18 protein-coding genes and 1 tRNA gene are annotated in these 22,048 nt (G+C 58.4%); 8 read left to right on the top strand and 11 right to left on the bottom strand.

Annotation, left to right across the window (positions count from 1 at the left end; genetic code table 11):
• Positions 1 to 45: 45 nt before the first annotated feature.
• The 5 genes from O3648_RS01505 to O3648_RS01485 all read right to left on the bottom strand — a co-directional run bounded on the left by O3648_RS01505 (position 46) and on the right by O3648_RS01485 (position 7,299).
• Positions 46 to 666 carry a TetR/AcrR family transcriptional regulator gene (locus O3648_RS01505; protein WP_279741030.1) on the bottom strand — a complete coding sequence of 207 codons (621 nt, stop codon included), beginning with the start codon at positions 664 to 666 and terminating at the stop codon, positions 46 to 48.
• A 79-nt stretch (positions 667 to 745) separates the two neighbouring features.
• The gene (locus tag O3648_RS01500) at positions 746 to 3,352 is read right to left on the bottom strand and encodes a YhgE/Pip family protein (protein ID WP_371567985.1); all 2,607 of its coding nucleotides are present in this window, start codon (positions 3,350 to 3,352) and stop codon (positions 746 to 748) included.
• Positions 3,353 to 3,354: 2 nt separating this feature from the next.
• Entirely contained in the window at positions 3,355 to 4,248 is an 894-nt protein-coding gene (locus O3648_RS01495) for a multidrug ABC transporter ATPase (protein WP_279754536.1), read from the bottom strand.
• 308 nt (positions 4,249 to 4,556) lie between these two features.
• Positions 4,557 to 5,084 carry a nucleoside deaminase gene (locus O3648_RS01490; protein WP_279741033.1) on the bottom strand — a complete coding sequence of 176 codons (528 nt, stop codon included), beginning with the start codon at positions 5,082 to 5,084 and terminating at the stop codon, positions 4,557 to 4,559.
• 40 nt (positions 5,085 to 5,124) lie between these two features.
• The gene (locus tag O3648_RS01485) at positions 5,125 to 7,299 is read right to left on the bottom strand and encodes a RecQ family ATP-dependent DNA helicase (protein ID WP_279754534.1); all 2,175 of its coding nucleotides are present in this window, start codon (positions 7,297 to 7,299) and stop codon (positions 5,125 to 5,127) included.
• Between the two features lie 336 nt (positions 7,300 to 7,635).
• Here O3648_RS01485 and O3648_RS01480 point away from each other — a divergent pair, with 336 nt between their 5' ends.
• Positions 7,636 to 8,292 (top strand): DedA family protein, encoded by a 657-nt coding sequence (locus O3648_RS01480; protein ID WP_254756501.1) that lies wholly within the window; start codon positions 7,636 to 7,638, stop codon positions 8,290 to 8,292.
• A 349-nt stretch (positions 8,293 to 8,641) separates the two neighbouring features.
• On the opposite strand, the gene O3648_RS01475 is transcribed toward O3648_RS01480, so the two are convergent.
• The 5 genes from O3648_RS01475 to O3648_RS01455 form a co-directional block, all read right to left on the bottom strand.
• Entirely contained in the window at positions 8,642 to 9,229 is a 588-nt protein-coding gene (locus O3648_RS01475; RefSeq protein ID WP_371567981.1) for a multidrug DMT transporter permease, read from the bottom strand.
• A 111-nt stretch (positions 9,230 to 9,340) separates the two neighbouring features.
• Positions 9,341 to 10,144 (bottom strand): organic solvent tolerance protein OstA, encoded by an 804-nt coding sequence (locus O3648_RS01470; RefSeq protein ID WP_371567978.1) that lies wholly within the window; start codon positions 10,142 to 10,144, stop codon positions 9,341 to 9,343.
• Positions 10,145 to 10,350: 206 nt separating this feature from the next.
• Positions 10,351 to 10,962 (bottom strand): amino acid transporter, encoded by a 612-nt coding sequence (locus O3648_RS01465; protein ID WP_371567976.1) that lies wholly within the window; start codon positions 10,960 to 10,962, stop codon positions 10,351 to 10,353.
• Positions 10,963 to 11,472: an asparaginase domain-containing protein gene (locus O3648_RS01460; protein WP_279741042.1), complete on the bottom strand. Its 510-nt coding sequence runs from the start codon at positions 11,470 to 11,472 to the stop codon at positions 10,963 to 10,965.
• Positions 11,473 to 11,641: 169 nt separating this feature from the next.
• Positions 11,642 to 11,714, bottom strand: a tRNA-Lys gene (locus tag O3648_RS01455).
• Between the two features lie 87 nt (positions 11,715 to 11,801).
• Between O3648_RS01455 and O3648_RS01450 the strand changes: the two genes are divergently transcribed.
• The 6 genes from O3648_RS01450 to O3648_RS01425 all read left to right on the top strand — a co-directional run bounded on the left by O3648_RS01450 (position 11,802) and on the right by O3648_RS01425 (position 19,050).
• Complete coding sequence (locus O3648_RS01450; RefSeq protein WP_279791131.1) at positions 11,802 to 12,575, top strand: histone acetyltransferase; 774 nt, start codon at positions 11,802 to 11,804, stop codon at positions 12,573 to 12,575.
• Between the two features lie 396 nt (positions 12,576 to 12,971).
• On the top strand, positions 12,972 to 13,589 hold the full coding sequence (locus O3648_RS01445; protein ID WP_012902791.1) for a hypothetical protein: 618 nt from the start codon (positions 12,972 to 12,974) through the stop codon (positions 13,587 to 13,589).
• Entirely contained in the window at positions 13,589 to 14,623 is a 1,035-nt protein-coding gene (locus tag O3648_RS01440) for an inorganic phosphate transporter (protein WP_279741046.1), read from the top strand. Before O3648_RS01445 ends, O3648_RS01440 begins: the two co-directional genes overlap by 1 nt.
• A 142-nt stretch (positions 14,624 to 14,765) precedes the next feature.
• A complete protein-coding gene (locus O3648_RS01435; RefSeq protein ID WP_371567973.1) occupies positions 14,766 to 15,845 on the top strand; it encodes a glycosyltransferase family 2 protein in 1,080 nt (359 codons plus the stop codon).
• Positions 15,846 to 15,847: 2 nt separating this feature from the next.
• Positions 15,848 to 17,581, top strand: coding sequence for a polysaccharide pyruvyl transferase family protein (locus O3648_RS01430; protein ID WP_371567971.1), 1,734 nt, complete (start codon positions 15,848 to 15,850; stop codon positions 17,579 to 17,581).
• A 143-nt stretch (positions 17,582 to 17,724) separates the two neighbouring features.
• On the top strand, positions 17,725 to 19,050 hold the full coding sequence (locus O3648_RS01425) for an FUSC family protein (protein ID WP_348539263.1): 1,326 nt from the start codon (positions 17,725 to 17,727) through the stop codon (positions 19,048 to 19,050).
• Positions 19,051 to 19,126: 76 nt separating this feature from the next.
• On the opposite strand, the gene radA is transcribed toward O3648_RS01425, so the two are convergent.
• Entirely contained in the window at positions 19,127 to 20,557 is a 1,431-nt protein-coding gene (gene radA / locus O3648_RS01420; RefSeq protein WP_279741053.1) for a DNA repair protein RadA, read from the bottom strand.
• Positions 20,558 to 20,764: 207 nt separating this feature from the next.
• Between radA and disA the strand changes: the two genes are divergently transcribed.
• Entirely contained in the window at positions 20,765 to 21,841 is a 1,077-nt protein-coding gene (gene disA, locus O3648_RS01415; protein ID WP_279741055.1) for a DNA integrity scanning diadenylate cyclase DisA, read from the top strand.
• Positions 21,842 to 22,048: the final 207 nt, after the last annotated feature.

Raw genomic sequence — 22,048 nt, 5'->3', positions numbered from 1 at the left:
CGACACCGAAGTCCCGGCTACATCTGCAGACCCCAACAGGTCTGCCTAATGACGGATATACCCATCTACAACTAGCATGACAGCACGCGTTGCATCCTCAGCATTGCGCTCCGCCTGATGCACTTCACGATCCATAGCAAGCATATAAATCGCGCCGAACATAGAGATCGCAATCGCACGAGGATTCTGAGCGGTATCAACCGTATAGCGGCGAGCCACAGCCTCCGTCATCTCCTCCAAATAATTCAGAAGATCCAAACGGTTATCGCTCATTGCCTCAGTCCAACCATCCGCGCCCTTCCACGCCTCCGCAAGCCACATCCGAGTAAAACCCGGACGGTCCTCAAGATACTGGAAAGCGGCACGAATAGCACTCCGCAACGCCTCACGCGGATCAGAATGAACCGACGCCGCACGACGCGCATCGCTCAGCAGCAACTGCGTGCCGTACTGAACAAGCTGATCCACCATGGTCTTCTTAGAACCGAAATTGTAATACACGGTCCCCTTAGAAACACCCGCCCGGGCCGCCACCTCTTCAACAGTGGCGTACTCAAGCCCCTTCTGGGTCATAATCTCCATAGCAGCATTGAACAACTTCAACTGAGTTCTAGCAGTACGGCCGGGACGACGACTTGCAGCTTCAGCGACTGGGCGCTGCAACATCAGAAGTCCTCCCTCCCTTTTTGCAGATATACCTCTATTTTATTAGACAGTATTCCGCTGCGCGAGCTAACAAGGCGCCTTATACCTCAATCTCCGGGGCGAGCTTCTTCAACGACCACGTACGATCACGGCGGGTACCAAGGTAACCCAACACCAGACCAGCCAAACCCCACAGCGTCAAAACCAGCATAATGCCCCACAGGCTCGACTCATTAATGCCATACGCCAGACGACGCGTACCCGTCACCGCATAACCCATCGGGAAGAAATCATGCATCCAACGAATCGAATCAGGCAGAGTCTCATACGGCATCGTTCCGCCCGCAGTAATCAACTGCAGAATCAGAATGACCAAGGCCACCAACTTACCCGGCGCACCCAAAATCACCGTCAGACCATGAATGAAACCGGTAAAGACCAAAGCCACATAGCAGAGGAACAGCCATACCAGCCACGGATGAGCCATCTCAAAGCCCAAACCAAACTTAATCACCGCAAACATCAAAGTCGCCTGCGCAATACCCACCAAGCCAAACGGCATCCAGCTACCGAGCATCACACGAATCGACGGAGCATGCGAAGCCAGCGCACGGTTATTCATCACACGCAACGTCTGAACCAGCATTAAGCCGCCAATCCACAACGCCAAGCACATGAAGAACGGGCCCATGCCCTCACCATAGTTACGGCCCGACGCCAGCGACTCCTGCGACAAAGTCACAGGGTTCGACATCGTATCCGCAACCTTCGCCTGATCAGTCGGCGCAAGGCTCGGAACCTGCTTAGCACCAGAAGCCAGGCCGCTCTCCAGCGACGAAGTACCATCCTTCAACTCGGAAGCACCATCATTCAGCTGAGTAGAACCATCAGACAGCTTCGCCGTACCGTTAGAAAGCTGCGACGCACCATCCTTCAGCTCATTCGCACCATCAGCCAACTTCTGCTGACCCTCAACCGCAGACTGCTCCTTCTGCGCCAAAGTACCGCTACCATCCTTCAGCTCGGCAGTACCGCTCTTCAAAGAATCAGTACCCTCCTTCAGCTCAGAAGCACCACCAGACAAAGTCGCAGAACCACTCGCAAGGCTCGAAGCACCCGAAGCAATCTTGGAATTACCATCAGCCAGGCTCGCCGAACCCGACGCCAACGAGGACGCGCCAGCATCCACACGAGCAGCACCCTCAGCCAGCGACGAAGCGCCCTTCGCCAACGACGAAGCACCAGAATCCAGCGAATCCACGCCAGTCACCAAAGTTTGAATCTTCACCGCAGTCGACGACGAACCATCAGAAATACAATGGCTCGACTTCAATGCGCCCAACTTTGACAGGGCATCAGCAGCGGCAGCATCACGAGTAGCCAGGTGCGACTGCAGAGCCTTCTGATTTAGCTCAGCAACCTCATTCTTCGTCTTCTCAGAATCGACAGCAGACACCAGCTGATCAGCCTGCTCCTGAGTCAACGTACCCGCCTCAACCAGCGGAGTCACCTGAGTACGTACCTTCTGCGCACTCGCAGACACCACAGTATTCGACAAATCACGACCAAAATCGCCGCTACCGGCAGAAGTATCCGTCTCATGCAGGTGCATGCACATCGTGTTCAACTCGGCCGGCAACTCACGAATACCCGCCTGATCTATGCCGGCACGCAACTGATGAATACCAGACGCCAAATCATTCGCGCCCTTCGCCACCGAAGCCGAACCACTCTTCAAGCTCGCAGTACCCTCAACAAGGGTAGCCGAACCATCCTTCAACTTCTCCGCACCATCAGAAGCAGACGCCGCAGCCGAAGCCAAAGTTGACGAACCATCCTTCAAACTCGAAGCACCATCAGCAAGCTTCGCAGCACCAGAATCCAGCTTCTCGGCACCCGAATCCAAAGTCGAAACACCATCAGCAAGCTTCGCAGCACCCTCCGCCAACTGCTTCTGACCATCCAACAACTGGGACTGACCATCAGCCAAGGAGGAAGTACCGTCCTTCAGCTTCACGGCACCATCATTCACCGTGGCAGTGCCGTCCTTCAGCTGAGTGATAGCATCCGCCAGCTTCACCGTGCCGCTATTCACCTTCGACGCACCATCAGCAGCCTCACTCATCTTCGAATGAATAGTCGTGAAGCTAGCCAACAGCGAATTCGCCGTAGAATTACCGACCTTCTCAGCCACCGAATCACGCACCGCAGTGCCCGCCTTCGTGACAATATTCGTCAGCACATAGTTGTTCGCGTCATTCGTAATGACCTCAATACCCGCCGAACGCGCATCAATAGTGCCCGTCTTGCCGTCAGCATCAGGCTTGAACGAACCGGCACTCTGCAAATTACGGGAGAAGTCCTTCGGAATCACCATCGCAAAGTCATAGGTGCCGTTCTCCACGCCCTCAACAGCCTCAGTGCGAGTCTGCACCTGACGCCAATCAAACGTGCCAGCGTCTAGAAGGTTCTTCTTCACGTCCGCACCGGTATTCACCTGCTGACCCTCAGAATCCGTCGCGCCTTCATCCTCAACCACCAAGGCACCCACAATGCCATTCACATGGCCGTAAGCATCCCAGTTGCCGTACAGGTACAGGGCGCCGTACAGCAGCGGAATACAGGACATCGCGATGAGCACCAGAACCGGCAAAACACCGCTGGTCAGGCGCTTCAGCTCAACGAGTGCAACACGCAGAACAGTCATTCTTACTCCTTCTCAGCGGTCTTCTGGGCAACAGTTTTCTGGTTGCCGGTCTTCTGGTTATCAGTCTTAGATTCAGCGGTCTGAACGGCTCCGGAAGTGCCGGATGCCGCCAGGGTGAGGGGAATCGAAGAGGTCAAGGGGATTTCCTCCACCTCACGCACCTCAATCACATCAATCACGGGTTCAGTCTCAGTTAGCTCTTCCGTCTCGGGTTGCTCTTCCACGGGCTCCTCCGCCAACTCGAACTCACCGTCCTGATCCATGTGAACACTACCCACCACAGCACGAGCACCCCGCCAGGACTCCGAAATATGAGGCACAATTGCCACCACGGTACGCGGATGCTCCTCGTCACTAGCAAGCTTCTCGAGGACAGGAAGCCACATGTACGTGTGGTTCAGGTGACGGGAAGGAGTATCAAAAACCAGCAAATCAGAGGGGCTATGCTGCGCCAAAGCAGCCATCAGCTCAACATTCATCTCGCCGCTGATCTCATCCATCCACAGGCCGTCCAGGTCCTCAAGACCGCGCTCGGCCAACCAGCGGCTCGCACGGGAACGACCAAAAATCGGCAGGTTATAGGAGAGCATCTCCGACACATAATCGTGTACGCGCATATGTTGCTCAGGAGCGGTCACATCAGGAGAGTCCACCACGCTGCTGAGAGCACGCAGACGCTTCATCGAAATACGGCGAGGGTCATCATCGCCTTCGCTCCAGCTAATCGTTCCGCCGGACAGGGGAAGGCGACCAGTCAGCGCCAACGAGAGAGAGGTACGCTCCAACTGGCTATCCGCCTGAACAATAATGACTTCACCCTCGCCCACTGAGAAGGTGGTGCGGTCAAAAAGCGGAGTGTGGCGCCCTTTCGCCCAAATATTGTCAACGCTTAACACGGTTAGATCCCCTCAGAGAATGGATGGTTTAGGTGAGTTTCTGGAAGTCATCCGCGGGCACCGCGCGGGGTGTTGGACGTTAGGCGCGGACAGCGCGGAGGCTCCAATGCCTATATCCTATATATGGTAGACCCGGTTATGTGTGATGTGGTGGGCTTTTCTTGAAAAACAGGGGTTATTTTTGAAATTTTTGAAGTATTTTTCAAATAAATGGGGCTTTTCGTACAAATAACGCGAAAAGCCACGCAATCTCTACGCGACTTTTCGCGTTATACAAACCATCTTTTAGGGGTAAAGCTTAGGGAACGTCAGGGGCGGCGTTCCTTAAAGAAGTCCACCATCAGCTGCGCACACTCATCAGCACGCACCCCCGCATACACCTCGGGAACCGGCGCAACCTTGCCGTCACGCAGTACATCGTAACGACTGCCAGCAGCCCCCGTCTTCTCCTCCCAGGCTCCAAAAACCACCGTCGAAACGCGCGACGCGAGGATCGTGCCGGCACACATCAGGCACGGCTCAACTGTCACGACGAGCGTACACCCGTCCAGGCGCCACTGACCACGATGTGCCGCCGCCTGACGAATCGCGTTCACCTCCGCATGGGCACTGGGGTCATGCTCCCGCTCGCGGGTATTGCCTGCCGAACCAATAATGACACCCTGCTCATCCACCACCACAGCACCGATAGGGATCTCACCACGCTCACCTGCGGCGACACCCTCGGCGAGGGCGCGGAGCATCCACTCGCTATGTTCGGCGCGAGCGGGAATATCGCTGAGCACGGCGGAAGAACCGTCTGTAACCGTCAATTTTGAATATTCCGAATATGACATACAACCTCGTCGGGGAATAAATAAACGATAATGGGCGCAACTAATGGGTAGCAGCCAAAGAGAAAGGATACACCGCAGAAGCACCCGCCAACCGTAGCTCACGCGCCACAGCCGTAAACGCCCACCGCGAATCCACCGCATCAGAAACCAGCAGAACAGGGCACCGATGCTCACGCACATAGTCCAGCACCTCTGCAGGCACCCGGTACGAGCGCAACACATCCGCACACCGGAACGCACTATTACCACCAAAGAAACGCGGTTCCCCCGCCAGAGACACCTGACCCAAATCCACCAGGCGACCCACCGACGCAAGGCCCCTACCCAGAGACTGAGCCAAACGGGGACGCACCGGCGAAGGCAGCGTCAATACCGCCACCGGACGACCCGCCTCAGCCCACTCCCAAGTAGCAAGCACCTTCACACAAGCACGACCCAGCTCGGCAGGAACCTCAAAATCAACCGGCTCACCCAGCTCATTCGTCGCCAGAAGCTCACGCAGACGAGTACCGTACCCCATGTCGCTCAGACGCGCCAAAGCGTAACCGGATTCAGCCTGCTCGTCCTTAGACAAACGACCGCGCGGCGCATCCGCACCCATCAGCTGATCCAGCCCGCTCGGCCACATACGGCGCGGTTGCAGGGGCACACCCACCCTATTGAAACTGCTCTGCGCCGCCTGCTGCGCCTCAGCAGGAACTTCAATCGGGTACCAGGGGCCCGCACACACATCACAACGACCGCAAACAGTCGCGGAAGCATCATCAAGTTGCTGCGCCAGGAAAAGCATACGACACTGACTAGTGCGTTCATACTCGAGCATGGCGTTCTGCTCCACCACACGCGCCTGCACCACCGCCGCATAACGGGCACTATCGTACTGCCACGGCGAAGAGGTTCGACGCCAATAGTTGCCTTCCTTCACGGCGGCACCCTCAACGTCCAGCACCTTCAGCAGAAGCTCCAGGGTGGAGCGACGCAACTGAACGCGTGCCTCCAACGCGGTAATGCTCAACCCCTCCGGGGACTGGGCGAGGGTCTCCAGCACCGCCAGCGCCTGCTCCTTATTCGGCATGGAGGCGGTTGCAAAATACTCCCAAATGGCGCGGTCTTCACGACCGGGCAGAAGCAGAACATCAGCGTTAACGGCACCTCGTCCGGCGCGGCCAATCTGCTGGTAGTAGCTCACCGCAGACGACGGCGCACCCAGGTGTACAACAAAACCCAAATCAGGCTTATCAAAACCCATACCGAGGGCACTCGTCGCAACCAGAGCCTTCACTCTGTTTTCCTTGAGTGCCTGCTCTGCAACCAGCCGCTCATCCGGGTCAGTTTTACCGGTGTAGGCTCGCACCTCGTAGCCACTGGCACGCAGAGCATTTGCGGTATCTTCTGCCGCAGAGACAGTCAACGTGTAGATAATGCCCGAACCGGGCAGGCTGTTCAGGTGCGTGAGTAGCCAACCGATGCGTTGCGCCTCATGAGGCAGGGTCAGAACACCCAGACGCAGGGACTCGCGGGACAGCGGGCCGCGCAGCACATGTACGGGTGCGGTGGCATCAGTGCTGAGTTGTTCGGCGATATCGCTGCTAACGCGGTTATTCGCGGTTGCGGTAGTCGCCAGCACCGGCACACCCGCCGGCAGAGATCTAATGAGCGAACCTATACGGCGGTAATCGGGGCGGAAATCATGGCCCCAGTCAGAAATACAGTGTGCCTCATCAATAACGAGCAGCCCCAGACGCGGCAGCAGGTACGGTAGCCACTGCTCGCGGAACGCCGGGTTATTGAGGCGTTCAGGGCCCACCAGGAGCACGTCGAGCTCGTTAGCTTCGAGGCGGGTGCGGATTTCATCCCATTCGGTGACGTTCGCGGAGTTCACCATGGCGGCGCGCACTCCCGCGCGGGATGCCGCCTCAACCTGATCACGCATGAGGGAAAGCAGCGGGGAGACAATAAGAGCCGGGCCCATACTGCGGGCACGCAACAGCAGGGAAGAAATGAAGTAGACCGCAGACTTACCCCAGCCGGTACGCTGCACGACGAGGGTGCGGGCGCGGTCGGCTACCAGGGCGCGAATCGCCTCGTACTGGTCGTCGTGGAACTCGGCATGAGCGATGCCGGTGAGGCGGCGCAACACTTCGCGGGCTTCAGCGTGCAGGGGATCCGTGTACAGGAGATTGGCGGGGCTGGAAGCTGGCTGCTGGGGGTTCATGGTTCTCTCCAACGGTGGGTGGTTGGGTCAATCGGTACGCCGCGACGCGCCGTGCTCTCTTTCCATCATGTCACACCCCGTATCCTCCGGCTCTGCGGATGGTCATTTATTGGGGAGGCACGCGAGCGTCGCGTCACCTCGGGTTGTTTCGCCATGCAGGCGCAGAGATTTAGCCTCGCTCACCCGTGCATCCGGCGTAAATACCGGTAGAATTGTGCCAGTAATACACAGCCTCCGCATAGTTTTGCACAATGTTCGCCATAGGTACGCTTTCTATGCTGATGTTACTCCGCCGCCGAGCCGTGCGTGCGGTCCACTCACAGTTCAGGATTTTTCATGACTTTTCTTGCCACCGCTTTGGCGCATCTTCCGGTTGCGCTCTTGGGCCTCGACCTTGAGCAGTTCCTGCTCGATACCGGCCCATGGGTTCTGGTAGTTTCGGCAATTATCGTATTTATTGAGTCCGGTGTTCTTTTCCCGATTCTTCCGGGTGACTCCCTGATTTTTGCTCTGGGTATGCTGCATGAGCAGATGGGCCTGTCCCTGTGGGTGGCGTTCCCGGTCCTGGTGCTGGTTGCTATTGCTGGCGCTGAGGTTGGCTACCAGATTGGTGCCCGTTACGGCCGTAAGATCTTCAAGGATGACGCGAAGATTCTGAGCACCAAGAACCTGCACACTACTGAGGAGTTCTTCCAGAAGCGCGGTAGTTTGGCTCTGGTTCTAGGTCGTTTCGTGCCGATTGTTCGTACTTTTGTGTCTCTTGCGGCTGGTATTTCTTCGTACGACCGTAAGAAGTTCCACCTGTGGAATGTTGTTGGCGCGGTTGCGTGGATTGGTTTGATTGGTCTGGCGGGTGTGCTGCTAGGCGGTATCCCGTTCGTACACAACAACATTGAGTACATTGCTGTGATTATTGTGGCGGTTTCTGTGGTGCCGGTTATTATCGAGTACCTGCGTGGCCGTTCAAAGGCGAAGCAGGAATCTGCTGAGTAATATGTGAGTGGCCCTCGGTCGCAAGCCGGGGATGGTAAAAGGGTGGGGATACCGTCTGGTATCCCCGCCCTTTCATGCTCTGAGCCTTTTGGTGGTCGTGGCTTACTCGGGGGTGCTGTCGCCGGGTGCGTTGTCCACTGCTGCGTTATTGTCTACCGTACTACTGGGGGCAACGTTATGGAGGCGGCGTTACTCTCTACCGTGCTGTTTTCAGCCTGGTCGGAGGGTTGCAGCACGCTGTATTCGGAAAGCGTGTACTCCGGATTATTCTTATTCAAGGACTGCTTCGGGGTACGTTCTGTTATGCGCTTCCTTCCTCACGTATGCCACCACCATCGGCAGCATAACGCTAAATCAGGTAATCCTCGCTTCGGCGCACACGCCAATCACGGCGCATCTCCATATAGGTACGCGACTGGCGCGACCACACCAACGCCACAACACACACCAGCATATACGGCACAGCAATATATACCAGCGTGTACAGCGGCGAAGCGCTACTGAGCAGCAGCTCAACATCCTGGCTCGGAGCACCATTCAGAGTACCTAAAAGAGCTGCGACCGCCAGCATAATCAGCAAAGAAGCCAGCACGCCCAACGCCAACGCTACTGACAGCACCAACGCCGCCCAACGGTAACCACGCAGATACGCCACCGGGCAGAAGCCGTGCAGGGCTACGTTGCTGACCGCACTCACCATCAGAAAAAGCACCGGATAGTATGCCTGCGCATCCACCAGTGACTGGGCACGCCAGGTGGACAGGTGCGACAGTTGCGTCGTCGCATACACAAAACCCGTGTACCCAATCAGCACCAGCCAGCCCACAGCAATAGCGAGCAAAACCCAACCTGCCACAGACACGAGAGTCGGGGTAGCAGGCTTCGTAAGATACGTGGTGTTCGGAGTGAATGGCGGCGAAGGCTCAACGGCGGACATGGCGGAATCTTTCGAATGTCGGCTGATAGTGTGCGGAGGATGTATGAGCAAGCACGTGGTGTGAATGTGGGTGGCGGCGCGGTATTCGATGGGCTCACCGCCTCAAAAAAATTAGGAAGAAGTGGACGGATCCACCGTCGCAGAAATGCTTTTAGATAACGACGGAGAATCTGTCCGGTTCGCCATCGCAATTCGCAAGTTACTGAAGCGGTAAATAGTCAGCAAGGATAAACCGATCTCACTCAACCAGACCATACCCAAAAGGACGAGAACCAGCAAAGGATCCAACCCCATCGAAACCCCAGCCCAGTCAAGCATCAGCAGCAGGAACGTAATCGGTGAAAGTACCAAGCCCACCGCAACATACCCAGTCAGGGAGCATATAGCCCAAACGCTATACACGGAGGTGGCCGCTGAATCACGCGGAGGGTGCATCAGCGGCCACATCTGAACCACCAGGTAAAGCGCCGCAACAAAGCCAAAGCAAATCGCCAACGGCTGCGTGTACTGGGAGATAATGAGACCCTCAACCAGGGTCAAAATGCACAAAATAACGGCGCGGACCAGCAGGTTCTTCTTGAGCTTCTGTTTGCGATCATTCACCTCATTAGCGGTGTAGGTGCGTAGAAAAGTGGGCACCTGCCCCTGCCCCGGGAACGGCGGTAGAGGACCTGTCGGATGCGTACGCACCACAATCGGCTGGTTCGCACCTTCCTGAATAATGACGGTAGAAGTCGCCGAAATAACCGGATGCGAACCGGTCACCACCGGCGGCACGTTCAGCGGAACGGACACCTCCGGCGTGGCAGGAGTCGCGTGGCGGATAGGCGCCTGATAGCGAGTCTGTACACTGATATCTTCATCCGGGTGTTCTGCGGATGAAGCAGCATCTGTGTTCAGGTGTGTAGCGCCCATGAGTGGTCTCCTGGCAGGTGCAAGTCGTGTTTCTGTCTTACCGTATCACGCGTTCTTGAGGGGTTTCTGAGTAGTAGCTGAGCGTCGCGGAAAGCATTGCCCGCTGTCTTTCGCTACCTCGTCATCACCCTCTCAGAGGCGTGAATGCACAAAGGAGCACCCCACCCGCTGGGGTGATTGAACGCCACTCCTCAAGACCATAACTTTTATTGTTCAGCGCCTGTTTGCTTCTCCAGCTTGCTCCGGCGCAGACTCCTACGAATCACCACGCTATATAACAGCGAAAATAAAACCTCCACAGCAAAGGACGCCATGACCGTCAGCAGGCTCACCGCATAGAACACGTCCACACGGTCCAGCAACGTCTGTGGACCGTGCAGAGCCACCAACACATAGATGAAAAACGCCGTCATCACCGCAGCAGCAACCGCGGAAGCAACATTCGCCAGCAGCACCAGCTTCACTGAACGGTTCACCCGGTAAATCATGGCAAGCCACATGTGCATCACCAGGTAGACCAGCGGTACCGCACCAATCGGGAAAAGCGTGACACGGATGAAGTAATAAACAATAATCAGCGAGGGTACAACCAGTAGCAGCACACGTACCAGGTACAGGTTCTTAGCCGGCAACGGGTAATCACTGGCGACATTCCAGAACTCGTCAGCTTGCTGTTCCAGCTCCTCCAAGGCCTGCAACTGCATCAGCTGTGTCTGAGTCATATATTCCTGCGGCACAAGATCCGAGGAACCCACCACCTGCGCAAGCTCAGCGGCAGAAACTGGTTTGCCCCGCCGCGTACGAGCGGAATCAGCCATTTAGCCCTCGAAAATGCCGCGGGAACGGTCCTTACGCACGCTCTCCGCAGGGAAAATACGACCGCTCATGCTGATGTACACGCCAGGCTCCAGCAAGTTTAGGGCAGCGATAGCGGCGCCCAGGTTGAAGCTGGCATCCGAACGAGCCATCACGGCGGGCTGCATCGCACCGGTTAGCACCACAACCTTATCGCCCAGGTCGGCGTGCTCCACCAAGTAACGTGCGGTCTCCGGCATGGTGTCGGTACCGTGAGTGATGAGCACCTGGTCGTTAGTGACAGCATTCAGCACCTCGGTCAGCTCGGCACGATCCGCATCGGTCATGTCCAAGCTGTCCTTACCAATCAGCGGGCGAATGTGAAAACGCACATCGGTGATGACGCGGTCCAGCAGGTCCTTAGCGGCAGGCTCTCCAATATCCATGGTGCCCGCCACCGAATAGAACTTATCGATTGTGCCGCCAGTGGCAAGAATCGTGATTTCTTCGGAGTTCTTAATGGTGACGCTCACGGGTTTCCTCATCTTTTCGGGTCAACGTACACAAATCAACAACTGCCAGGCCAACCGGCAGGACGCGCCCCATCCACACGGAATCGACACGGGGTAAAACCCCGAACATGAGGGTGAAGACGCAAAAACCCGCCGACCCCCGCGAAGCGGGAGGCGACGGATCGGCTAGTGCGCCCTGTGGGGCTCGAACCCACGACCTGCGGATTAAAAGTCCGTAGCTCTACCGACTGAGCTAAAGGCGCTCCTATCCACACAAAACTGAAAGTGTGCAGATAGAAATACTATACACTACCGACTCCCAGCTAATAAACGGTACACTGGAAAATCCTATGTCTACACCCGCAGCATCAAGCAGCGCCTCCGGGCACACCCGACACCGCACCCACCACCGCCCCGTCCTCTACTCCGCCAAGAAATTTGAACGCCACGAAGGCGGCATGGACCCCGCCGCACGCGAAGAGGCGGCGCACGCCTCCGCACGCATCCTACTGATGCGTGGACGCGGCACCGACGAACAGATGACCGAGCGGCTTGTCAGCTTCACCGACGACTACGGTATTGAGATGCTCGCCGAACTCTGGTCGCAGGCGAGCGCCCACTCCCTGCCTGGTGCGCTGTGGCGTATGTACTGGCTGCGGGATGTGGTGCATCGTTCGCCGCGCGGGGTGAGCCGTGCTTTTGAGCTGGGCATGGCGGAGGATTACCGTTCACACGTGGTGGCGGGTGTTCCCGACCCGCCGAGTGCCGACGAGGTGGTCCGCACGATTGATGAGATTCTGGCGGGCCTGTACACCGGCGATATGGACATTGCGATGGAACGTTGCGCGGCTTTTGCGCACGTGGTGGCGTTGGGTATTCGCACCGATTATGCGCGCTCTGCCAGGCAGGATGGTGCGGTTCTGGGCAGCCACGAGGTGAAGCGTGAGGCGGTGGAGCGTCGTGCTCGTCTGCCGTATCAGGCTCATCAGATGGAGCAGATCGCGCACGATTTGGAGGCGGTCGCCGCCCAGCTGCGCGCCGTTGAGGCTGGTGAGCAGGCTGACGGGGCTTCGGAGGCTGATTCTGCGCAGGAAAAATCGCAGACCAACCTCAAAATATTCTAGTCTTCTTCAGCGTTTGGGCGCCTAAAAATGCGGGTTCGTGCCGTAAATTGGCACAGGTTCCACATTGGGTTGCAAAGGCGTGAAAAGCCTGTTTCTAATTGACTCTGTACCGGGTGCGGGTGGATAATAATTACAAGATGTCGGGTTGCTAATAGGTAGCCCCGGGCTCCAAATCTTTAGCCGCTTCGAGCGGCCTTCCGCCGAGAGGCGCTCCCAACCCGACATCCCTCAACGTTCCGGTGGGGGTCGAGAAATCGATTCCCACCGTTTTTTGCTTAAAATCCTCACGGGCAACCGCAAACAGCTCGGCGCTATAACATTTGCAGGTCGGGCTCTAGTGATATACGCACGGGCTATGCGCACCCGCAGCATCCAATACTGGTTAGACTGGGAACTATGCTGCACCGACTTTTCCCCCACGCCAACGAATCCCTCGCCTCCCTCGCTGAAATTTCAGCGCAGGTCGGTGAGGCTGCGGCATTGCTCTCTGAAATGGTCGGCTCCCCCGTCGCGGAGTACCCCGAACTCTTCGAACGCATGCTCACCCACGAGGCAGACTCCACGAACCTGCTATTCCGCACCCTCACCGAGGTGCGTAGCTCCTTCTCCCCGCCGATTCCGCGTGAAGACCTGTATACGCTGGCACGCAAGCTCACTAACGCCGTTGAGAAGCTCACCAGCGCCGCGCACGTGCTGTCTCTGCACAGCATTGACGGCTTCGCCACGCACATCACCTCAATCCTGGACATCATTCAGCGTCAGGCGGTGCTGACAGCCGCCGTCATCCCCAAACTTGCCGATATTCGCGGCCTCGATAACTACTGGATGGACATGCTGCGCATCTCCCGCCAGGCGCTACGAACCGCCGAAGAATACGATGCGTACATTGCCGAACGCTACACCCCCGAACGGTACCGCCGCTACGCCACCTTCCTGGCGCAGCTGACCGCCGCCTCCAACTCTATGCGCGATGTGTCCGCCGAGATCGGCCGCATTATCGTTCAGGAATCCTAATGCTCCTGGGTCTTCTAGCCTGCTGCGCTTTCATTGCCGCGGTCTACGTTACCGGTGTGCACGATGCCTCCAACTCCGTCGCTGTTCCGGTGCGTACCCGCGCCCTTGGCGAGCACTCCGCCACGTACCTTGCCGCGCTCTTCAACGTGCTCGGCGTGCTCGGTGCGTTCCTGCTACTCGGCGAGTATTCCGCCTCGTGGGTAAGCGCCCCGGAGGGCATCACAGGCCTGAACGGCATTGTTGCTGCGCTGCTGGTCTGCGCTATTTGGGGTGTGCTCACCTGGTTTTTGCGTTTTCCGTCCTCCTCGACCCACGCGCTGATCGGTGCCCTCGCCGGTGTGAGCTGGTGGACCCAGACGAAGATCGACAGCGCCGCCGAAGGGTTCGGTTCCCTCGCATTCCTGCCGCATATCTTTGGGGCGACTCTGCTACCGCTCTTCTACCTTCCGCCGCTCATTTTTCTGCTGTCCTGGCTGATGGTGGTGCCGTTCTACCGGCTCGTGGTCGGCCACAACCCGCGCCTCGTGAATCAGCGAGCCCGCGAGGTACTGGCGGTGTCTGCCTCCGCGATTTCGCTGCTGCACGGCCTGCAGACTGGCTACCTGTACCTGCTGCTGTGGGCGCTACTGAGCGAACGCATCACTAATCCGGCGCTGATTCAAGCCCTCACCGGGGGCGGGATGCTGCTGGGCACCCTCATTATTGCCCTCAGCCTGGGTGCGGGTACGCTGACCGGTGGTCGCCGCATCGGCTACACCTTCGCCTACAAGATGGTGCGCCTGGATCCGTTCCGTGGCGCGGTCGCTCAGGGCACGACCGCGGTGGTGCAGGTGCTCGGCTACTTCCTGCTGCAGGTGCCGTTTTCCTCCTCGCACCTGGCGACTGCATCGGCGCTCGGTGCGGGCGTGAACCAGCGTTTTAACGCGTTGAAGTCCAGGATTGTTCTGCAGATTCTTCTGGTGTGGCTAGTAACCATTCCGGCATGCTTTGTGCTTGGGGTGCTGGCAATGGTGGCGCTACAGTCCATCAGCTAATTTTTAGGGGCGGCGCATGCCTCTGCATGCATGCTGTTGCAGCGTGGACGGGCGGCGGGTTGAGTCTGAACAGTGCACACCTTCATAATGGGTTGAGTTCCTGGGCTAGCATGGGCCCATTCACCCTCGACTGATTGTGGTTATGTCTTCCCCTACCGTAGCTATTCTGGTCCGCACGAAGGACCGTCCCCGCTTCTTGAGCCGCGCATTGGAGAACATTGCGCAGCAGACCTTCACCGACTACACGGTCTGCGTGATTAACGATGGAGGCGACGAGCAGGCAGCCCGCGCCGTCATTGAGGAATCCCCGCTGGATTCCGGTCACGTACAGCTGCTGACCGCCGGCGGCAACATGGAGGCGGCATCCAACGCCGGTTTGACGGCAACCGTCTCCAAGTACGTGGCGATTCACGATGACGACGACCTGTGGGCGCCCGAGTTCCTGGAACGCACTGTCGCGGCGCTCGAAGAAAGCGGCGCGCTCATGTGCACCACCCGCATTGTGGAGCGGTACGAACGCGAGAATGCCGACGGCGAGTTCGAGGTGTACGAAGAGCGTATTTTCCACGACAGCCTGCCCAGCGTAGGTTTACAGTTCCTGTTCCGCACGAACCGTACCGTGCCGATTGGTATTCTCTACCGCCGTAGTCTGCACGAGCTAGTTGGTTTCTACGACGAGTCCCTGCCGGTGGTCGGCGACTGGGAGTTCAACATGCGTGCCGCCTCTGTTGCGGATATTCTGCTGGTGGATGAGCCACTGGCGTACTGGTCGCTGCGCCCCGACGCGGAGGGTGCCGAGGCGAATAGCGTGAAGCGTCAGGCTGATCACGCCCGCTTCGATTCACTGGTGCGCGCCCGCGCTATCCGCGAGGATCTGCAGGCAGGTGCCCGACCGGGTGCGTACCTGTACCAGGCGCATTTAGCGGCTGACCTGGAGCGCCGCGTGATTGACGGGCACGATCTGACCCGCGAATCCCTGGATATTCTGCGTTCAATTGAGCACCGCCTGGGACGTATCGAGGCTCGTCAGCAGGTTATTGAGACCCGCCAGCACTCTATTGAGGAGCGCCTGAAGGTTCTCAAGCACCTGCGTGCTCCGGGCCGCGTGTTGCGTTCCTTGGCGAAGCGTTCCCTGGCTTCTTATTCTCTGTCTTCTCGTTCCCAGGGCCACCGCGCTGGTGGTAGCACCCAGACTGGTTCTACCAGCGCGAAGGACGCATAGCCATGACAGAGAATAATCATTCTTCTACAGCACCGCGCGTACTCGTCATTGGCGATATTGGCCAGCATACCTACCACGTCGGTGATGAAGCTATGACCATCGCGAGTGCCCAGGCCCTCGCAGAAGGCGGCGCAGCGGTCACCCTCATGACCCGCGATGTGGGGCATTCGGCGCGCTACATTGGTGAGCCCTTTGCGCAGGATGTAGGCACCCCCTACGGGTACCTGCCGTTTCTCCTCTTCCCCTGGGCGCCGGCTGAACGCGAGCTGACCATCGCGGCGCTCGAGTGCGTCCTGGTACAGCTGCACGCCGATCGGGAGCGCCCCTCCATCACCGATCTGGTGGCGTTGCCGCAGGTGCAGGCACTACCCGAGGTGTTGCATCCGTTGGAGCAGATCGTTGAGCGGATGGTGGAATTTGCGGATTCTATCGCAACTATGGACGCGGTGGTTATTTCCGGCGGAGGGAATCTCAATTCTCGCTACGGGTGGCTCCTCTATGAACGCGCCGCTGCGGTGCGTGCCGCCGAGCATGCTGGCGTACCTGTGCATGTGACCGGCCAATCCTTGGGTCCAGTGCTCAGCCCCGAGGATGCCCGCATCCTGGAGCGCATGCTGCGCACCGCCCGTTCGGTGACGATGCGCGAACATTCTTCCCTCGTCTGGTGCCGTGAGCGGGGTATTGACGCACGCCTGAGCGTGGACGATGCTACCGACTACCTGGTGGCTTCCCCGGCGCGTACCCTGCACTATGCGAAAGGCATTTCCTCAAGTCAGATACTGGATAAGCTACCTGAGCTCTACGTGTGCGTCACCGTCAACGAGTGCACCGAACAGCAGGCGCAGCAGATTGCGCATCTGCTCGATAGCATGTGGCGAGAGCACGGCTACGCCCCCGTATTCCTGAGCCATTTTGGCGACCCACAGAACCCCGAAAGCGGCGATATTCAGGCACACCAGCGCATCGCTGAGCAGCTCAGCCCCTCCACGCCGGCGACCCTACTGCCGATTCTGCACGCAGACCAGAGCGTTACCGTGCACCGAGGGGCGGCGTTCACGCTGACCAGCCGCTACCACCCGGCGGTGTTCTCCGCCGCGGCGGGTATTCCCGTGCTCACTCTCGTGCCGGATGCCTTCACGCAGATGCGTGTGGGCGGAGCCCTGAGCCTGTACGGGCTGGGTGATTTCACACTGCCGTTAGGCATGTTGGCCGGTGGTGTTCCCGAGCTGATGGTTGCCGCTGCCATGCAGCACGCGGCGGTGGCGTCGGATGCGCGCCGCGCTGAACTTGTGGAGGTTCTGCAGGCTGATCGTGCCTACCTGCTCGCACAGATTCTTGCCTCTAGTGCAGAAGCGCGCGACAAGGCAGAAACTCGCGGCGAAGTAGAAGCCCCCGCGCCTTTCCCCACCGTGGAGCAGGTCCCGGCGTTCCCCGAGCCGCTGGGTGCAACCGTCCGTGCCGCCCGCGATCTCTTCACCGAAACCTCCCTCACCGCGGGGTTTGAGTGGGCGATGTCTGACCGAGCGCACTCCTGGGACGCTGAGCACCGCCGACAGCTCGAACATGCCTGCGCAATCGGTGGCGGGCACAGCACGCAGGGTATTCACGGCGCACACGGCGCCGAAGAAACACACCCCGTCACCGTTGAGCCTGAGTCATCTTCCGAAGCACCCGCACAGCCACACCCTGCCCAGCCGGGCCTGCTAGCGAGGGTGGCTCGCCGCCTCCGCAGCTAGGTTGTGTAACGGGAGGCTCAAGTAGCGGTTCGGGGCTAAGTTTCCTCGAAAAAATACGGCTCCAGAGCGGGTACAGTGCGCGGACTCTCTCACAGTTGAGCCCGACACTGTCCTAGCCCCTTGTGCACCGCACACACGCCGGTATGATGGTGCTCATGGCACGCTTCGCAGAGATTCTACGCACTACTGAACAGAATACCCGTCAGTTCATTCGTGAGGGTATTCATCGAGTCCAAGCAGACTTCTTTCAGTCTGTGCAGATTGTTGCGGCGTCTATGGGTGCTTGGCTTTTCTCTGAACGCGTCCTGGGCCATCAAGAGCCTATTTTCGCGGCGGTTTCTGCCCTCGTGTCCCTAGGCTATGTGAGCGGCGCTAAGCATTCCCGCCGAATCCTTGAGGTTTCCTTCGGCGTAACCCTCGGTATTCTTATCGGTGACCTTCTGCTGATTCTGCTTGGTCACGGCACCTGGCAGGCGGCGGTCGTGCTGTTCTTATCCGTGATTATTGCCCGATTTATTGATAAGGGCATTATTTTTACGATTCAGCTCAGCTTCCAGGCGTGTTTTGTATTACTGCTACCGGTGCCTGATGACGCGTTCACCCGCAGTTTTGACGGCATTGTCGGTGGTGCCTTCGCGTTCCTTGCCATGTATCTGATGCCGCGTGATCCGCGTAAGAACCCGCGTGCCCGCGCTATGACTCTGATGGATGCTTTCGCAAAGGTTTTCGCTCTTTCCTCTGAGGCAATCCGCTACTACAACTACGACAAGGCGTACCAGAGCCTACTCGACGCGCGCGCTCTGCAGCCGCTCTACGATAGCTGCCGTGGCGATCTAATTACTGCGCAGGGTATGAGCGAGCTGTCCTGGAATAGCCGTAAAAGCAAAGGCGAGCTGGCGCGCTTGTCGAAGACCCTAGCCGCGGTGGATTTGGCAATTCGTAACGATCGCGTCCTCAACCGCCGTATGGCGTCCACGATTCGCCACGTGCAACTGCGCACCGCCGCGCAGATTTCGCTCAGTGACGCACTGGCTGAGCTATCGCTCGCGGCGCAGAGTCTCGGCTTGGGTATGTCTGCCCCGACCGAAGGCGAACGCGAACACTACATGATGGAAGCCCGCAAACGCATGGTGAAGCTCGCAGGCACCCTTGAGCCGCGTGCGATGGGTGTGGAAACCTTTGAGGGTGAGTCGCTAGTGCTGATGCTTCGTCTGATTGTGGTCGACTTTATGGAGGCCACTGGCATGTCACACAAGGACGCTGTCGATGTTCTGGTACCCCTGGGCGAGGCGGTCACACAGCATGCGCCGCGCACCTCGGCCATCCCAATTGTTGATACTGACGTGGACGACCTGATGGTGGTTAACGACACAGCCGATAGCGCGGTCAACGCCCACCACACGAATAATCTGAATACCCGTTCGATCAACATTATGCTGCATGAGAACGAGGAGGAGAGCCGCTCTTAGCGGTATTTCCCACAGAGGGGCTCCCGAGGGCATGACGCCAGCCGGGAGCCCCCTTTCTTGCTATTTTTAGAGTGTTTTATTTCTGCGGGAAGAGCAGAGCCAACGCCTCACCCAGGGTGGTTACCTCACGTACGGTGACACCTTCGGGTACATCCCCTACGCCTGCCGGGGAGGCTGGCACCAGCACGTGTGTGAAGCCCAGTCGGCCCACTTCCGCAATACGCTGGCGGATGCCCGGCACGGCGCGCACCTCACCGGCCAGACCGACTTCGCCAAAGACCGCGAGCTTACGCGGGAGCGGCTTATTCTGGGCCGCTGAAGCCAACGCCATCACGCAGGCCAGGTCAGCGGCGGGTTCGGTAATCTTTGCGCCACCCACGGTAGAAACGTAGCAGTCGAGCTTGCCCACATTCAGCCCGGCGCGGCGCTGTAGCACCGCCAATAGCATTTGAATACGCGCCGAATCCAGACCCGAAACGGTACGGCGAGGGGCGGGTGCCACCGCCTGATCCAGCAGGGCCTGCACCTCCGCGAGCAGGGGTCGGCGGCCCTCCATTGTGACGGTCACGCAGGTACCGGGTACGGGGTGCGGAGTGCTGGAGACGAACATGCCGGAGGGGTCCAGCACCGGCGCGATACCGTCTTCGTCCATATCGAAGCAACCGACCTCGTCGGTGGGTCCGAAGCGGTTCTTGATAGCGCGTAGCATACGGATATTCGAGTGCTTATCGCCCTCGAACTGGCAGACCACGTCCACCAGGTGTTCGAGTAGGCGCGGACCCGCAATGGTACCTTCCTTGGTCACGTGACCCACGAGCAGAGTGCACATATTGCGTTCCTTTGCGGCAGCAATGACGGAGGCGGCAACCTCACGCACCTGGGTCACGCCACCGGCGCTACCCTCAACTTCAGCGGAGGCGAGGGTCTGCACGGAGTCAATGACCAGCAGGGAGGGGGTGACCTGCTCAATATGCGCCAGGGCGGTGCCGAGGTCAGTTTCGCTGGTCAGGTAGAGGGTGTCCGCGATGGCGCGGATGCGGTCGGCGCGGAGCTTGACCTGCGCTGCAGATTCCTCGCCGGTAATGTACAGGACCGGGCGCGGCGGCTGGGTGTTGTGTGCCGGGTTGTTCTGCCCCGCATTCCGGGTGGTGCCGCGCGCGAAGGTGGCGGCGACGTCCAGCAGCAGGGTGGATTTACCCACGCCGGGTTCGCCCGCCATGAGGATGACCGCACCGGGTACGAGTCCGCCGCCAAGCACGCGATCAAATTCGGGGTTTCCGGTGCTCATGTAGGCGGCTACGCGCGAGTCGACTTCTGCGATGGGCTGGGCGGGTTTCTGCACACTGGATGCGGCGCGAGTGCGCGCGCGGGTGCCCCCGGCGGCCTCTTCGACGGTGCCCCAGGTTTGGCATTGGCCGCAGCGGCCTACCCATTTGGCGGTGGTCCAGCCGCATTCGGTGCAGCGGTAGGCGGGTGCGTTTTTGGTGTTTTTCGTGCGCGCGGTCATGGGTCTATTTTAGGGTCTGGGACGATATGGTGCGCAGTATTTGGTCAGGGCGAAATAGGGCACCACAGAATACATTTTTACTCTTATATGCAGATAGTTTAGACCTGCACACTCCCACATAAATATTGAGAATATCCATTCGTTTTTAAGGCACTTTAGCCCGCCGTTCCGCCGCTGACCTGGCTCAATAACCACCCTTACGGTACAATGTTTTTTGTGCAGATGAATTATAGTGACCTATTGATTAAAACTATCGCCCGAATCGCCCCCGGCACCGAGCTCCGCGAGGGTCTGGAACGCATCATGCGTGGCCGTACGGGCGCACTCATCGTCCTCGGATCCGACCGCACCGTATCTTCCATGTCCTCGGGCGGTTTCAATATCGACACCGAGTTCTCGGCAACCCGTCTGCGCGAGCTGGCGAAGATGGATGGCGCTATTATCTGCGACCGCGACGCCACCCGCCTGTTGCACGCCGGCGTGCAGCTCATGCCGGACGCCTCCATTGACACGAACGAGTCCGGCACCCGCCACCGCACCGCCGAACGCACGGCGATTCAGACCGGTTTCCCGGTGATTTCAGTAAGCGCGTCGATGTCCGTGATTTCGGTGTACGTTGACGGCACCCGCTACATGGTTGAAGACAGCCAGTACATGATGGCTCGCGCAAACCAGGCGATTCAGACCCTTGAAAGCTATAAGAAGCGCCTGCGTTCTGTGCTCTCCAGCCTATCTGCCCTGGAGATTGAATCGAACGTTTCCCTGGGCGATGTGGCGATGACCCTGCAGCGCATGGAGATGGTGAACCGCATTATCCGCGAGGTCAGCCACTACGTGCTGGAGCTCGGCGTGCACGGCCGCCTGATTGCCCTGCAGCTGGAGGAGCTACGCGCCCCCGAGATGACCGCTAGCGACCTAATTCTGCGCGACTATCTGCCCGAGGTAAACGACGAGCTGATGACTGCTGGCGTTGAGGCGCTTCAGAACCTGAACGATATGGACATCGTGGATCTGCGCACGATTGCCCGCACTGTCGGCTTTGGCGAGAACCCCGACCTTGAGCTCCCTTTGCAGCCTCGCGGTTTCCGCCTGCTCGCCGGCATTCCGAGCATCCCGAACGCTATTTCTGAGCGTCTGGTGGAGCGCTTCGGTAGCCTGCAGGCTCTGATGGCGGCGTCCCTTGAGGATCTGCGTGCCGTGGATGGTGTGGGTGAGGCTCGTGCCCGCACGGTGCGCGAGCAGCTGTCCCGCATGGCGGAGAGCAGCCTGGAGAAGTATCTCTAACAAAAGCTCATATGAAAACCCCCGTGCCGGAAGAACATCCAGCACGGGGGCTTCAACATTAATGTCCAAAAACTGCATAACAAATAACATTAATTGTGATATAAATTACAAAAAATCCTATTGAATATACATTGTACTCAAGTGTAATCTTGTCTCAATCAATCTAGTTGAGATTTTTTCTCATCTAATTGATTGCTTACTCACTTA

The organism is Rothia sp. 27098_8_161, from assembly GCF_041432905.1.
In the GTDB taxonomy this organism is placed as follows: Bacteria; Actinomycetota; Actinomycetes; order Actinomycetales; family Micrococcaceae; genus Rothia.
Note: the sequence above shows the minus strand (reverse complement) of the source record. Positions and strands in the feature narration are given on the sequence as shown.